Consider the following 14,002-nt stretch of genomic DNA (forward strand, 5'->3'; position numbering starts at 1 on the left):
ACGGTGCCTCTACGGTGGGGGGTATGCAGCTTTCGGTACTAGACCTGATCAGCGTCCGCAGGGGCCAGACGACGGCGGACAGCCTCCGGGCCAGCCGGGAGATGGCCGAGACGGCGGACCGGCTGGGCTTCACCCGGTACTGGGTGGCCGAGCACCACAACACAGACTCGGTCGCATCCACCTCCCCCGCCGTCGAGCTGATGTACCTGGGGCAGGACACGCACCAGATCCGCCTCGGCTCCGGCGGCGTGATGCTGCCCAACCACGCCCCGTTGGCCGTGGCGGAGCAGTTCTCGCTGCTGACCGCCGTGTACGGCGACCGCATCGACCTGGGCATCGGCCGCGCGCCGGGCACAGACCCCATCACGTCGGCCGCCATCCGAGGTCAGTTGGCAGGGGGCCACTTCGTGGACGCCGATGGCCGCCCCGTCGACCCCGTGCGCGAGTTCCCCCGGAACGTCACCGACATCCTGACCCTGCTCAACCCCGAGGGCGCCGAGGTGCGGCTCCCCCACGGCCGCACCTACCACCTCCGCGCCGCCCCGGACATCCAGCACTCCCCGCAGGTGTGGCTGCTGGGTTCCAGCGACTACTCGGCGCAACTCGCCGCTGCGCTCGGCCTGCCGTACGTGTTCGCGCGCCACTTCAGCGGGCGCGGCACGCGGCAGGCGCTCGACCTGTACCGCGGCTCGTTCCAACCCACAGACAACGGTGAGGCACCGCGGACGTTCGTCACCGTCAACGTCTGCGTGGCCGAGACGGCCGACGAGGCCTGGGAACTCGTCGAGCCCCACCTCTACACGATGGCGAAGTTCTCCACCGGCGGCGGCCTGTCGCCTTCGCCGTTCGTCGGCGCCGACGTCAAGCGGTTGCTGACCGACGACCTGCGCCGCGCCGCCCAGCCCACCCTCGACACGTGGGCGGTGGGCAATCCCGACGAGGTCGCCCACCAGTTGCGCGAAACCGCAGCCGAGTTCGGCGTGGACGAGATCATGGTCCACCCCGTCCAGGGCGCCTACGAGGGCGACGCCGCAGACCGCTGGCCGGCGAAGGTGCGCGGCTTCGAACTGCTGGCGGAGGCCCTCCTCGACAGTTGAGCCGCCTGAGCCGCTCGGCCGCGATAGAGTCGCTGGTATACCAACACCGTTCTCGCGCACCCGAAAGGCCCTGACATGTTGATCGGCATCGTTCTGGGCTCTGTCCGCAAGGGCCGCAAGGGCACATCCGTCGCTGACTGGATCATGGGCCTCGCCGCGGAGCGCACCGACGCCGAGTTCGTGCTCATCGACTTGGCCAGCTACAACCTGCCGGTGCTCACCGACGAGGTGGAGCCCTTCGATTACGCGGGCAAGTACCCCGACGCCAACGTCCAGGCGTGGGCCGACGCGCTCGCCGCCTGCGACGGCTACGTGTGGCTGACCCCTGAGTACAACCACGGCGTACCGGGCGGCTTCAAGAACGGCGTCGACCACCTCGGCATGGAGATGGCGTTCAAGCCGGTGGCGTTCGTCTCCTACGGCTTCGAGGGCGGGGTGCGCGCCGTCGAGGCGTGGCGGCCCATCCTCGCGGCGCTGCACCTGTGGGGGCTGCGCAACCAGGTGTCGCTCAACAACGCCACTGAATTCGACGGCAACCAGGTCCGCCCCGACGCCCACCGGCCCGGGCAGCTGCAGCACCTGCTGGACGCCGTCGTGGTGGCCGCCGCGAAGCTCCTACGCTGACGGTGTAGACCCGCCCCATTCCAACAAACGAATCGCGATAAGGTGGTCCCCGTGACCAAAAGTGTTTATATTGCCTCGTCGGAGCGGCTGGTCAGTAAGTCGTCCATCGCCCTGGGCGTGATCGACCTGTTCGCTCGCCAGGTGCGCTCGGTGGGCGTCTTCCGCCCGCTCGTGCACTCCCTCGACGCTGACGCAGTGACCCAGGCCCTCCTTTCGCCGAAGGGCGTCAACCAGTCGCTGGAGTCCGCCGTGGGCGTGACCTACGCCGATTACGCCGCGGATCCGGACCAGGCGATCGACACCATCGTCGCGAAGTACAGCGAGCTGTCGGAGAACCGCGACGCCGTGGTCATCGTCGGTTCGGACTACGACGACTTCGAGTCGGCCTTGGAGCTGGACCACAACGCCGTCATCGCCGCCAACCTCAACTCGCCCGTGATATTCGTGGCACGCGCCAAGGACCGCTCGGCCGAGCAGGTCCAGCGGATGACCGAGTCCGCCGTCGATGCGTTCGAGTCGCGGCACAACACCGTCATCGCGCTGATCGCGACGCATGCCGACGAGGGCCGGGAGGCCGAGGTCGCCGATGCGCTGCACAGGGTCCGTGAAGCCGTGGTCGCCGTGCTGCCGGACAGCCCCGTGCTGCGCGCCCCCTCCGTCGGCGCCCAGTTCGCCGCCGTCGGCGCCACCCAGTGGCTGGGGCAGAGCGAGTTCCTGGCGCACGAGTCGCTGCACACCATCGTGGGCGGCATGACGCTGCCCAACCTGCTGCCCTACCTGAAGCGTGAATCCACCGTCATCATGCCGGCGGACCGCCTCGACCTGCTCCCCGGCCTCGTGATGGCGCACCGCTCGCCGCACTACGGCCCGCTGTCGGCGATGGTGCTGACCGGCGGTTTCGAGATCCCGGAATCGGTGTCGAAGCTGTTCACGGATTCGACGATCGACCTGCCCATCGCGGTCACCAAGGGCGACACCTTCTCCACCGCCGTGAAGCTGCAGGGCGTGCGCGGCACGTCCACCAGCTCCCCCCGCAAGATCGAGGTGTCGCGGGCCCTGTTCTCGCAGTACGTCGACGAGAGTGCGCTGCTGGAGAAGATCGACCTCACCACCACGGACATCCGCACGCCCACCATGTTCGAGTTCCAGATCATGCAGATGGCCCGGGCCAACAAGCAGCGCATCGTGCTGCCGGAGGCCACGGACGACCGCATCCTCGAGGCCGCGGACATCGTGCTGCAGCGCTCCGTCGCAGACATCATCCTGCTGGGCGACGTGGCGCGCATCAGCCAGCGCGCCTCGGAGCTGGGCCTCAACCTCTCCGACGCCACCGTCGTCAACCCGGAGGACCCGGAGCTGGTCGAGCAGTTCGCGGCGGAATACGCCAGGCTGCGCGCCCACAAGGGCGTCACCATCGAGCAGGCCCGCCAGCGGATCACGGACCCGTCCTACTTCGCCACCATGATGGTCCACCTGGACATGGCCGACGGCATGGTGTCGGGCGCGATCAACACCACCGCCGCGACCATCCGGCCGTCGCTGGAGTTCATCAAGACCAAGCCTGAGGTCTCCGTCGTGTCGGGTTCGTTCCTGATGTGCATGAGCAACCGCGTGTTGGTCTACGCCGACTGCGCCGTCAACCCGGATCCCACCCCCGAGCAGCTGGCGGACATCGCCATCACCTCGGCGGCCACCGCCGCGAACTTCGGCATCGAGCCCCGCGTGGCCCTGCTGTCGTACTCGACGGGCGACTCGGGTTCCGGCGCAGACGTCGACAAGGTGCGCGAGGCCACCCGCCTGGTGCGCGAGCGCGCGCCGCAGCTGAAGGTCGAGGGCCCCATCCAGTTCGACGCCGCCGTCGACGAGGTGGTCGCCGCCAAGAAGATGCCCAACTCGGAGGTCGCGGGGCGTGCCACCGTGTTCATCTTCCCGGACCTCAACACGGGCAACAACACCTACAAGGCCGTGCAGCGCACCTCCGGCGCCATCGCCATCGGCCCCGTGCTGCAGGGCCTCCGCAAGCCGGTCAACGACCTGTCGCGCGGCGCCCTCGTGGACGACATCGTGTCGACCATCACCATCACCGCCATCCAGGCCCAGACCAACTGAGCCAGGAACCGACGCGGCAGGGTCCCCCACCCTGCCGCGTCGTTCATCACCACCACCCAATAAAGGAAGCGCCATGAGCCAGCCGATCCTCCTGCTCAACTGCGGATCGTCGTCGATCAAGTACCAGCTACTCGATCCGGGGGTGGGCTCGCCGCAGGCGGTCGGCATCGTGCAGCGCATCGGTCTCGAGGTCGGCACCATCACCCACGAGGTGGGCGATGAGGAGTACCACGAGGCCCGCCCGTTCGCGGACCACACCGAGGCAGTGGCCGCCGTCGTGAAGATGTTCACGGACCACGGGCCTAGCCTCGACGACGTGGTGGCCGTGGGTCACCGCACGGTGCACGGTGGCGCCACCTTCATCGAGTCGGTGCTGATCGACGACAGCGTCATCGACAAGCTCGTGGAGCTGTCGGACCTGGCGCCGCTGCACAACCCGCCCGGCATCGCCGGCATCAACGCCGCCAAGGAGGTCCTGCCGGACGTCCCGCACGTGGCCATCTTCGACACGGCGTTCTTCTCCACCCTCCCGGCCGAGGCCTACACCTACGCCATCGACTACGACACCGCGCAGCGCCTGGGCGTGCGCCGCTACGGCTTCCACGGCACCTCGCACAGCTACGTGTCGAAGAAGGCCGCGGAGTTCCTGGGTAAGCCCATCGAAGACCTCAAGACCATCGTCTGCCACCTCGGCAACGGCGCCTCGATCTCCGCCGTCGACGGCGGGGTCGCCATCGACACCTCCATGGGCCTCACCCCGCTGGAGGGCCTCGTCATGGGCACCCGTTCCGGCGACGTCGACCCCGGTCTGCACAAGTACCTGGTGCGCAGCGGCATGACCATCGACGAGGTGGACAACCTGCTCAACAAGAAGTCCGGCATGGGCGGCCTCTGCGGGTTCACCGACATGCGCGACGTGCAGACGGCCATCCTGGAGGGCGACGAGCGCGCGCAGCTGGCGCTCGACGTCTATGTGCACCGGCTACTGAAGTACATCGGCTCCTACATCGCCGTGCTGGGCGGGGTCGACGCCCTGGTGTTCACCGCCGGTGTCGGCGAGAACGCGGCGCACGTGCGTCGCCCCGTGATCGAGCGCCTGAAGAACCTGGGCTTCGAACTCGACCAGGCCGCCAACGACGCCCGGTCGAAGGAGCCGCGTGAGATCTCAACGCCGGAGTCCAGGGTCCGCGTGCTGGTGATCCCGACCAACGAGGAACTGGCCATGGCGCAGGAGACCCTCGAGGTCATCTCCCGCTGAGCAAAGCCCTTCAGGGGGTGGTGTCGCGCACACCGGGCCGAACGGTCCGCGTCTGCGCGAGATCGCCCCCTGAAGCATTTCCAGCCCCCTTTTTGTAGCTCTCCGACAACCGCGGGCCCCGCCGTTGTGGGATTACCACAAACCCCGCTCAGCAACGCCCGACACGCTTCGCGAGCCCCACCCCCAGTGGCGTACCTTTGACCTCATGGCTTCAGCTTTGATCACGGGTGGCACTTCCGGCATCGGTCTCGCGTTCGCGCAGGAGTTGGCCAGGCGTGGCACCAACCTGATCTTGGTGGCCCGCGACACTGCCCGCCTCGAGGCCGTCGCGGCCGAGTTGAACGGCCAGTTCGGCGTCGAGGTCGAGACGATTCAGGCGGATCTGTCAGAGCGGGCCGACATGCTGCGCATCGGTGAGCGGCTCGAGGACCTCAGCCGCCCCGTCGACATCCTGATCAACAACGCCGGGTTCGGCCTCCACTCCACGTCGCTGAACCCCGACGAGGTGGAACTCAACACCAACGCCATCGAGGTCATGTGCGTGGCGGTGTTCATCCTCAGCGGCTCCGCCGCCCGCGCCATGAAGACCCGCGGGCACGGCCAGATCATCACGGTGGCGTCCTCGTCGTCGTCGATCTTCTCCGGCAACTACTCCGCCATCAAGGCCTGGGCGCGCACGTTCTCGAACTCCCTGGCCCTGGAGCTGAGCGGCACCGGCGTCACCGCCACCGCGCTGCTCCCCGGCTGGGTCAAGACGGAGTTCCACCAGCGGGCAGGCATCAACGCTTCCAAGCTGCCAGGCATCGTGTGGATCGACGCGGACAAGCTCGTGCGCACCGCCCTCGACGACTCCGCCAAGGGCCGCTTCGAGTCGGTGCCGGACTGGAAGTGGAAGACCGCCATGTTCCTCGCGGATCACGGTCCGCGCTCCTTCACCCGCTGGTTCTCGAAGAAGCTGTCCGCCTCGAGGAAGCACTGACGTGGCCGCCGAACTCGAATCGGGCAACTCGCGCTACACCTCCAAGGTGCAGGCGACGACGCGCCAGACCGCCCAGATGCTGGTGCTCAAGCCCGCGCTGATGCGGCTGCTGCGGGTCCATGTGCACGGCGCCAGCAACCTCGACACCCTCGACGGCGCCTTCATCGTGTTCGGCAACCACTCCTCCCACCTCGACGCCCCACTCATCCTGGCCTCGCTGCCCACCCGCCTCTCGAAGCGCGTCGCCACCGGGGCGGCGGGCGACTTCTTCTTCGGCAACTGGTTCAAGTCCATGTCGATGGCGCTGTTCATGAACGGCTTCCCGATCGACCGCGGCAAGGGCGGCAAGGGCAGGCGCGGCATGTCCGGCCAGCTGTTGTCTGACGGCGTCCCGTTGCTGCTGTTTCCCGAGGGCACGCGTTCCCGCACCGGCGCGATGGGCAAGTACGTCCCCGGCGTCGCGTCGCTGTGCATCTCGCGCGGCGTGCCGGCGCTGCCGGTGGCCCTCGTCGGCGCCTTCGAGGCCTGGCCGTCGAAGCAGAAGCACCTCCCCAAGGGCCGGCCCGAGGTGCACGTCGTGTTCGGACGGCCCATGACGCCGCGGCCCGGCGAGATCGCCCACGAATTCAACGAGCGGATGCGCCGCCAGGTGCTGGAGCTCCATGACACGACCGCGCGCGCTTACGGTAAGAAGACGCTCGCGGAGTATGAGCGTAATGTGGCGCTCGAACGCGCACAGGAGACGGAAATCGCGACTCTGGCTGAACATGCCCGGGAGCAGGCCGACAAGCAGGAGGATCCTCAATGATCGAGGGCGTCAAGCAGCAGAAGTGGTGGGGCTGGGGCGAAGAAGGCCATAGCTTCGGCTACAAGGACAAGCCGAAGTTCGCACCCTTCGTCATGAATAGGGTCGGCGTCGACATCGACGAACCCGTCAAACCCGTCCCGCCCTTCTCCTCCCTCGAGGTGCCGGCCTCCCAGCTCTCAGAGTCGCTGCGCACGAGCCTCGTCGCCATCCTGGGCGAGAAGTACGTGCAGACCGACGACGAGACCCGCGTCGTCCACGCGTTCGGCAAGGGTGTGCGTGACCTGGTGCGCGTGCGCCGCGGCCAGCTCGGCCGCGTACCCGACGTGGTGCTCTACCCCGGCACCCAGCGTGAGGTCGAACGACTCGTGGACGCCGTCGTCGACGCCGACGCCGTGCTGATCCCGTTCGGCGGCGGCTCCAACATCGTGGCCGCCCTGGAGGCCATGCCCGGTGAGTCGCGGCAGGTCGTCTCGGTCAACCTCGGCCGGATGAACAAGGTGCTGGAGATCGACGAGGTCTCGGGCCTTGCGCACATCCAGGCCGGCGTCTTCGGCCCCGACATGGAGGACCAGCTCCAGGCTCGCGGCTGGACGCTGGGGCACCACCCCGATTCGTTCGTGTGGTCCACGCTCGGCGGGTGGATCGCCACCCGCTCGTCGGGCATGCAGTCCGACAAGTACGGCGACATCGCCGACATCACCCGCGGCCTCACCATGGTGATGCCCGGCCAGGTGCTGACGCTGCGCCCCCTCCCGTCCACCTCGTCCGGCCCGTCCGTGCGCGAGATGGTGCTGGGCTCCGAGGGTCGCCTGGGCGTCATCACGTCCGCGTGGGTCAACGTGCACCGCGTGCCGGAGGTGCGCGAGATCCAGGCGTACTTCTACGCCACCTACGCAGACGGCCTCAAGGCCTGCCGCGAGATCGTCGAATCCGACGCGGAGGTCATGATGGCCCGCGTCTCGGATGCTCTCGAAACCGAATACATCATGGCCAACGGCAAGAAGGGCAGCAAGGTCTCGTCGCTGATCAGCAAGGGCATCAAGAAGCTGATGGAACAGAAGGGCTGGGACCTCAGCCAGATCGCCATGAGCTTCGTAGGCTTCGAGGGCTCGGCCAGCCACGTGCGCTACCTGAAGGGCATCGTCGGAAAGATCGTGCGCAACAACGGCGGCATGGGCGTCGGCAAGGGCCCGGGCGCGCTGTACGACCAGAAGAAGTACGACACCCCCTACCTGCGCGACTTCATGCTGGACCACGGCCTGGTCTGCGACGTCTCCGAGACGACGACCCCCTGGGCCTTCGCGGAGCAGATCCACACCAACGCCACGGACGCCTTCTACCAGGTGATGGACGACCTGGGCCTGCGGGGCGTCGTGTTCTGCCACCTCAGCCACTCGTACCACTCGGGCGCGTGCCAGTACTTCACCTTCGCCATCAACGACGACTCCGAGAGCAATCTCGTGACCTACGACCTGGCCAAGCGCGCCATCCAGCAGGCGTTCATGGACAACCATGGCACGGTGTCGCACCACCACGGCGTCGGTGAGGAGCACAGCCCCTGGATGGAGCAGGACATCTCCCCCGCGGGCGTGTTCATCCAGAGCAAGCTGTTCGACGGCGTGGATCCGGGCCGCAACTTCAACCCGGGCAAGATCGTCCACGAGGGCGCGCCGGGCATTTCGACGAACTCAGCAGACCACGTCGGCTGACGCCTGCCGGGGCCACGTGGCCTACTCGGTGTCGTCCAGCGACCTGAGGAAGGCCTCGGCCTGAGCGCCCAGCTCATCGGCCGAGGGCACGTCCTCGGGCTCCGCCTGGTGGCCCAGCGCCCGCACGACCCGGTCGTGTTGCTCCTCGAGCGACTCCACCAGTTCGCGCAGGTCGTCGTCCGCGGCCATGCCCTCACCCAGCCGGGCGGCCACGTGGACCGCCTTCGTCTCCAGCGTCGACGTCGGCAGGTTCAGCTGGGCGTGCACTCCCAGCGAGTCGAGCAGCGCGACGGCGGCCGCGGGGAAGTCTGTCTCCGCCAGGTACGGCGGGATGTGGGCCGCCAGGCCCACGGACGCCACGTCGGCCTCGCCGAGCCGGACGTTCAGCAGCGCCGGCAGTGAGGCGCCCATGCGCATGGTGCCGAAGATGGGCTGGTGGCCGGGGATCAGGTCCGGGCTCGTGGCGAAGCGCGACAGCGACACGGGGCGCGTGTGCGGCACCGCCATGGGCACTCCCTGGAGCGTGATCACCTGCGCCACGTCGAAGGTGTCGGCGAGGTGGACGACGGCGGCGGCCATCCGCTCCCACTGGTACGACGGCTCCGGGCCGTTCAACAGCAGGAACGGGGCACCGTCGGTGTCCAGGACGTGGTGGAGGGTGATCTCGGGGCGCTCGTAGTCCGTGAAGTGGTCGCGCTCGAACGTGATGGGCGGCCGACGGCTGGCGTAGTCGAGCAGCTGGTCCGCGTCGAAGCGCGCCAGCACGTGGTTGGGCAACGTCTCCAGCAGGTGCTCGTCCACGAGTCGCTGCACGTGTCCGGCGTCCACGAAGGCGCCGAGCGTCACCACCATCGCCTTGGCGTGGATCGTGCGTGGGTCGACGTGCGACTCGAACTGGTACAGGGCTGCTGGGTCCAACATGAATACATCCTCCTCACACATTCAAACACCGATACTGCCCTGGGTATTCCCAGGCACGTCCCCGCGTGGGTTCACCTACAATCGGGGCCATGCTGTCCGTCCTGTCGCCGGCGAAGTCGCTGGATTTCGAAAGCCCGCTGCCCACGAAGAAGCACTCCGAGCCGCGCCTCATCGGGCAGTCGGACGGGTTGATCGAGATCATGCGCACCAAATCCCCGGCGGACATCTCGCGGCTCATGCACATCTCCGACGACCTGGCCCACCTCAACGCCACGCGGTACCAGGACTTCACCAGCGAACACACCGCGAAGAACGCCCGGCCCGCCATCCTCGCCTTCAACGGCGATGTCTACCAGGGCCTCCAGGCGCACACGTTCGACGCCCGCGACTTCACCGAGGCGCAGAAGTCGCTGCGCATCCTCTCCGGGCTCTACGGGCTGCTGCGGCCGATGGACCTCATCCAGCCGCACCGCCTCGAGATGGGCACCCGGCTCGCCTCCGCTCGGGGGCAGTCGCTGTACGACTGGTGGGGCAGTCAGGTCACGGACCTCCTGCACCGCGACCTGGACGCCTCCCCCGGTGCCGACGTCCTCATCAACCTGGCCAGCACGGAGTACTTCAAGGTGCTCGACGGCGAACGCCTGGGCGCCAGGATCATCTCGCCGCGCTTCGAGGACCGCGACAAGGACGGCGAGCCCCGCATCGTCAGCTTCTACGCCAAGCGGGCCCGTGGCACGATGGCCGCGTGGCTGGTGAAGGAGCGGGTGCGCACGCCCTCCAAGCTGCTGGATTTCAACCGCGACGGCTACGAGTACGACGAGGCCCGCTCGACGAAGGACCAGCCGGTCTTCGTGCGTTGAGTCCGCCCCACGCCCAGCGTCAGGGCATCGAGGCGAACAGGGAGATGAAGAACAGGATGTACAGCACCCAGAACACGACGCCCAGACCCATCAGCACGATCCAGATGATGCTGAACACCTTGCCAAGCATGTACCCGGTCTTGAGGTTGCCGTCCCACGGGAACGGCGCGCCGGCCTCGATCTCCTTCTTGGCCTGTCCCCCCAGGTACCAGGCGACGAAGGACACGACACCGGTGAAGATGCCCACGATGCCGAGGATGAAGACCATCTGCGTCTGCGGGTGTTCGGGGCGCGCCCAGGGCGCCGCATAGGGCCCCGGCCCTTGCGCGTAGGGCGAGGGTGCATAGTGTCCCGGCTGCACATAGGGAGCGGGTTGGCCATAGGGAGCGGGTTGGCCATAGGGCGCCGGCTGCCCGTACGGCTGGGGCTGGGGCTGGACCGGGGGCTGGCCCCACGGTGCGGGCGACGACGCGCCCCGGCTGGGCGCGGGGCCGAATTCCGACGGCGACGAGGGGTCGGCGAAGTCGTCGGGTCGGTAGGGCGGGACGTCACTCACAGGGCTCTCCTCCGTCTGGTGCTCACCAGAGTCTCCCACGGCGGGCGACACTGAGACATGAGGCACACATCCCGGGGCCGCACTGCGCTGGGCCACTGAGCGAGCCATCGTGCGCACCCCCTATCGCGCGCGCCCCCGTGGCCTATACGCTACGCCCGTATCACTACCCATAGGAGGACGGATGAGCGATCCATCTGTCATGCGGCCAGCGGCGCCGACGACCCACCGTCGCGAGACGTTCAGCTCACGCAACGTGTTCATCCTGGCGGCCATCGGCTCCGCCGTCGGTCTCGGCAACATCTGGCGATTCCCCTACGTGTCGTACACCAACGGTGGCGGCGCCTTCCTCATCCCCTACCTCATCGCGCTGTTGACCGCCGGCATCCCGTTGCTGTTCCTCGACTACGCCCTCGGCCACCGCTATCGCGCCTCTCCCCCGCTGGCGCTGCGCCGGGCCGGCAAGAAGTGGAGCGAGATGTTCGGTTGGTGGCAGGTGCTGGTCTGCTTCGTCATCGCCGTCTACTACGCCGCGATCCTCGCGTGGGCCGCCATGTACTTCCTCTTCAGCTTCACCGAGGCCTGGGGTGACGACCCGGAGGGGTTCCTCTTCGGCGAGTTCCTCCAGGTGGCCGAGACCCCGCACATCGGGTTCGACTTCGTCCCGCAGGTGGCCGTCCCCATGCTGCTGGTGTGGGTCCTGACGCTCGTGGTGATCGGCCTCGGCGTCAAGCGGGGCATCGCGAGGGCCAACCTGGTGATGATCCCGCTGCTGCTCGTGATGTTCCTGGTCCTGGTGATCCAGGCGCTCACCCTGCCGGGCGCGATGGACGGTCTCAACGCCTTCTTCACCCCGGACTGGGCCGCGCTGGCGAACCCCGGCGTGTGGGCGGCGGCGTACGGTCAGATCTTCTTCTCGCTGTCGGTGGGCTTCGGCATCATGATCACCTACTCGTCCTACCTGCGTCGCCGCACCAACCTGACCGGCTCCGGCCTGGTGGTGGGGTTCGCGAACTCCGGCTTCGAGCTGCTCGCCGGCATCGGCGTCTTCGCGGTGCTGGGCTTCATGGCGCAGTCGTCGGGCAGCGAGGTGGGCGACGTGGCCTCCGGAGGCATCGGGCTGGCGTTCATCGCGTTCCCCAGCATCGTGTCCTCCAGCTCCATCGGCCCGCTCCTGGGCGCCCTGTTCTTCGCGTCGCTGGTGTTCGCCGGCTTCACGTCGATGATCTCCATCGTGGAGGTCTGCACCGCCGCGCTGCAGGACAAGCTGGGCCTCGGCCGCGTGCAGGCCACGCTCGCCGTCGGCCTGCCGATGGCCGCGGCGTCCATGCTGCTGCTGTCCACCACCACCGGCCTGTTCTTCCTGGACATCACGGATGAGTTCATCAACAAGTTCGGCATCCTGCTCGGGGCGTTCGCCATGGTGATCGTGGTGGCCTGGGTGCTGCGGAAGATCCCGCTGCTGCAGAGCCACCTCTATCGCGTCTCCAGCGTGCGCTTCGGCAAGGCGTGGATGGTGCTCGTCGCCGTCGTCGTGCCGGTGGTGCTGGGCTACATCCTGGTGACCGAGGTCATCAAGCACGTCACCACGCCCTACGGGGACTACCCGCTGGGGATGCTGGGCATCTTCGGCTGGGGCATGGTGGCGTCGCTCATCGTCGGAGCCGCCCTCCTGGCCCTCACGCCGTGGAAACGCGGCACCGTGGAATCCATGGACGAGGACGCGCTCGACGCCAAGTATGAGGAGATCATGAAGAAATGACACCCATTGCCATCACCATGATGATCATCGCCATGCTCACCCTCTGGGGTGGGCTGGCAGCAGCCGTGGTGCACCTCGTGCGCACCCCCGAGGTCGTCGTCGACGAAGGCGACCACTGACCCAGACAGACGACGACGGCGCGGCCACCGATGGTGGCCGCGCCGTCGTCGCGTGTCAGGCGATCAGTAGCCGGATGAAGCGGCCAGACCGATGATGAAGATGAACCACACGATCGTGAGGACGACGCCGATGATGGTCAGGATGGAGATGACCTTGCCCAGCAGGTAGCCGGTCTTCAGGTTGCCGTCGAAGGCGTAGGGCGCGCCGGCCTGGATCTCCTTCTTGGCCTTGCCGCCCATGTACCAGGCGATGAAGGCGCAGACCTGCACGAAGATGCCGATGATGCCGAGGATGAACACGGTCTGGCTCTGCGGGTGCTCGGCGGCGGGGCCGTAACCCGGCTGCCCATAGGGGGTGGGCTGGCCGTACGGCTGCTGCTGGCCATAGGCCGGCTGGCCGTAGGGCTGCTGCTGGCCGTAGGGCTGTTGCGGCTGGCCATAGGGCTGCTGACCGTAGGCCGGTGCCGGCGGGGTCTGGCCGTAGTCAGGCGACTGACCGTAGAGAGGGCTCTGCTGAGGATCCGGCTGGCCCTGCGGGGCCCCGTACTCCGGCTGGGACATGGCTGTTCCTTTCGATGGCGAATGCACCGCAATTGTCGGGCATGAGGAGGCCATCGCGTTGGAGATTGTCCACAAGGGCCGCCGAAGGTCACGGCAACCGCTCACATGCTGGCCATGATCCCCAGCATGATCAGCGCTGCGAACAGCATCATGAACACGGAGTAGATGATGCCCAGCACCCAGCCGACCTGCCCGCCGGCACCCCACTGGTAGGGCGCGCCGAGGGCGATCTCCTTCTTCGCCTTGCTGCCCATGTACCAGGCGAATGGTGCGGTGACCACCACGAACACGCTGAGGACGCCCAGGACCAGCACGGCCACCGACGAGGGGTGCTCCGGCTTTGCCAACTGGTAGCCGTAATACGGTTGGGGCGGCGGCTGCATGGGCTGCTGGTAGGGCACCGGGTAGCCGTACGGCGGCTGCTGCGGCGTGGGCGGCACCACCGGGGCGGGCGACGCGACCGGGGGCAGGTACGTGGGGACGGGCTGGGCCGGCGGGGGCGTCGGCGCAGTGAACGGGTCCTCGAGGTAGGGGTCGTAGCTGGGCCCGCCGAATTCCGGCCCCCTCGGCGTGCCGTACGGCTGCGGCTGCGGCTCCGACGGCGGGTACTGGTCGTTCGACACCCTGACCTCCTAGTCTCGG

Annotated in this window: 14 protein-coding genes; 10 read left to right on the forward strand and 4 right to left on the reverse strand. The window is 67.8% G+C overall.

Annotated elements, in window-relative coordinates; all coding sequences use genetic code 11:
• Window positions 1-23 precede the first annotated feature (23 nt).
• From J7D54_RS13240 to J7D54_RS13270, 7 genes are all read left to right on the forward strand, one after another.
• A complete protein-coding gene (locus tag J7D54_RS13240) occupies window positions 24-1,097 on the forward strand; it encodes an LLM class flavin-dependent oxidoreductase (protein ID WP_182763239.1) in 1,074 nt (357 codons plus the stop codon).
• Between the two features lie 75 nt (window positions 1,098-1,172).
• Window positions 1,173-1,721 (forward strand): NADPH-dependent FMN reductase, encoded by a 549-nt coding sequence (locus J7D54_RS13245; RefSeq protein WP_182763238.1) that lies wholly within the window; start codon window positions 1,173-1,175, stop codon window positions 1,719-1,721.
• A 51-nt stretch (window positions 1,722-1,772) separates the two neighbouring features.
• A complete protein-coding gene (gene pta, locus J7D54_RS13250; RefSeq protein WP_182763237.1) occupies window positions 1,773-3,830 on the forward strand; it encodes a phosphate acetyltransferase in 2,058 nt (685 codons plus the stop codon).
• Between the two features lie 73 nt (window positions 3,831-3,903).
• On the forward strand, window positions 3,904-5,088 hold the full coding sequence (locus tag J7D54_RS13255) for an acetate kinase (RefSeq protein WP_182763236.1): 1,185 nt from the start codon (window positions 3,904-3,906) through the stop codon (window positions 5,086-5,088).
• Window positions 5,089-5,293: 205 nt separating this feature from the next.
• Window positions 5,294-6,067 carry an SDR family oxidoreductase gene (locus J7D54_RS13260; RefSeq protein WP_182763235.1) on the forward strand — a complete coding sequence of 258 codons (774 nt, stop codon included), beginning with the start codon at window positions 5,294-5,296 and terminating at the stop codon, window positions 6,065-6,067.
• 1 nt (window position 6,068) lies between these two features.
• Complete coding sequence (locus tag J7D54_RS13265) at window positions 6,069-6,875, forward strand: 1-acyl-sn-glycerol-3-phosphate acyltransferase (RefSeq protein WP_245244027.1); 807 nt, start codon at window positions 6,069-6,071, stop codon at window positions 6,873-6,875.
• Window positions 6,872-8,584 (forward strand): FAD-binding oxidoreductase, encoded by a 1,713-nt coding sequence (locus J7D54_RS13270; protein ID WP_182763234.1) that lies wholly within the window; start codon window positions 6,872-6,874, stop codon window positions 8,582-8,584. The genes J7D54_RS13265 and J7D54_RS13270 overlap by 4 nt, the downstream gene beginning before the upstream one ends.
• Window positions 8,585-8,605: 21 nt before the next feature.
• Here the strand turns inward: J7D54_RS13270 and J7D54_RS13275 are convergent, their stop codons facing one another.
• A complete protein-coding gene (locus tag J7D54_RS13275) occupies window positions 8,606-9,505 on the reverse strand; it encodes a PAC2 family protein (RefSeq protein ID WP_182763233.1) in 900 nt (299 codons plus the stop codon).
• 89 nt (window positions 9,506-9,594) lie between these two features.
• Here J7D54_RS13275 and yaaA point away from each other — a divergent pair, with 89 nt between their 5' ends.
• Window positions 9,595-10,365, forward strand: coding sequence for a peroxide stress protein YaaA (gene yaaA / locus J7D54_RS13280; protein WP_182763232.1), 771 nt, complete (start codon window positions 9,595-9,597; stop codon window positions 10,363-10,365).
• 19 nt (window positions 10,366-10,384) lie between these two features.
• On the opposite strand, the gene J7D54_RS13285 is transcribed toward yaaA, so the two are convergent.
• Window positions 10,385-10,921, reverse strand: coding sequence for a hypothetical protein (locus J7D54_RS13285; protein ID WP_182763399.1), 537 nt, complete (start codon window positions 10,919-10,921; stop codon window positions 10,385-10,387).
• A gap of 181 nt (window positions 10,922-11,102) precedes the next feature.
• On the opposite strand from J7D54_RS13285, the gene J7D54_RS13290 reads away from it, so the two are divergent.
• Both J7D54_RS13290 and J7D54_RS13295 read left to right on the forward strand, forming a co-directional pair.
• On the forward strand, window positions 11,103-12,680 hold the full coding sequence (locus J7D54_RS13290) for a sodium-dependent transporter (RefSeq protein WP_209455147.1): 1,578 nt from the start codon (window positions 11,103-11,105) through the stop codon (window positions 12,678-12,680).
• Window positions 12,677-12,799 (forward strand): methionine/alanine import family NSS transporter small subunit, encoded by a 123-nt coding sequence (locus tag J7D54_RS13295; protein WP_076061440.1) that lies wholly within the window; start codon window positions 12,677-12,679, stop codon window positions 12,797-12,799. The genes J7D54_RS13290 and J7D54_RS13295 overlap by 4 nt, the downstream gene beginning before the upstream one ends.
• Before the next feature lie 63 nt (window positions 12,800-12,862).
• Here the strand turns inward: J7D54_RS13295 and J7D54_RS13300 are convergent, their stop codons facing one another.
• On the reverse strand, window positions 12,863-13,360 hold the full coding sequence (locus J7D54_RS13300; protein ID WP_182763398.1) for a hypothetical protein: 498 nt from the start codon (window positions 13,358-13,360) through the stop codon (window positions 12,863-12,865).
• A gap of 101 nt (window positions 13,361-13,461) precedes the next feature.
• Complete coding sequence (locus tag J7D54_RS13305; RefSeq protein WP_182763231.1) at window positions 13,462-13,983, reverse strand: DUF4190 domain-containing protein; 522 nt, start codon at window positions 13,981-13,983, stop codon at window positions 13,462-13,464.
• Window positions 13,984-14,002 lie beyond the last annotated feature (19 nt).

It is taken from the genome of Tessaracoccus sp. MC1865 (assembly GCF_017815535.1).
In the GTDB taxonomy this organism is placed as follows: domain Bacteria; phylum Actinomycetota; class Actinomycetes; order Propionibacteriales; family Propionibacteriaceae; genus Arachnia.

Bases quoted from the DNA above. Each gene is read 5' to 3' on its own strand.
- J7D54_RS13240 (WP_182763239.1), top strand. From the start codon at position 24: ATGCAGCTTTCGGTACTAGACCTGATCAGCGTCCGCAGGGGCCAGACG.
- J7D54_RS13245 (WP_182763238.1), top strand. From the start codon at position 1,173: ATGTTGATCGGCATCGTTCTGGGCTCTGTCCGCAAGGGCCGCAAGGGC.
- J7D54_RS13255 (WP_182763236.1), top strand. From the start codon at position 3,904: ATGAGCCAGCCGATCCTCCTGCTCAACTGCGGATCGTCGTCGATCAAG.
- J7D54_RS13260 (WP_182763235.1), top strand. From the start codon at position 5,294: ATGGCTTCAGCTTTGATCACGGGTGGCACTTCCGGCATCGGTCTCGCG.
- J7D54_RS13270 (WP_182763234.1), top strand. From the start codon at position 6,872: ATGATCGAGGGCGTCAAGCAGCAGAAGTGGTGGGGCTGGGGCGAAGAA.
- J7D54_RS13275 (WP_182763233.1), bottom strand. From the start codon at position 9,505: ATGTTGGACCCAGCAGCCCTGTACCAGTTCGAGTCGCACGTCGACCCA.
- yaaA (WP_182763232.1), top strand. From the start codon at position 9,595: ATGCTGTCCGTCCTGTCGCCGGCGAAGTCGCTGGATTTCGAAAGCCCG.
- J7D54_RS13290 (WP_209455147.1), top strand. From the start codon at position 11,103: ATGAGCGATCCATCTGTCATGCGGCCAGCGGCGCCGACGACCCACCGT.
- J7D54_RS13295 (WP_076061440.1), top strand. From the start codon at position 12,677: ATGACACCCATTGCCATCACCATGATGATCATCGCCATGCTCACCCTC.
- J7D54_RS13300 (WP_182763398.1), bottom strand. From the start codon at position 13,360: ATGTCCCAGCCGGAGTACGGGGCCCCGCAGGGCCAGCCGGATCCTCAG.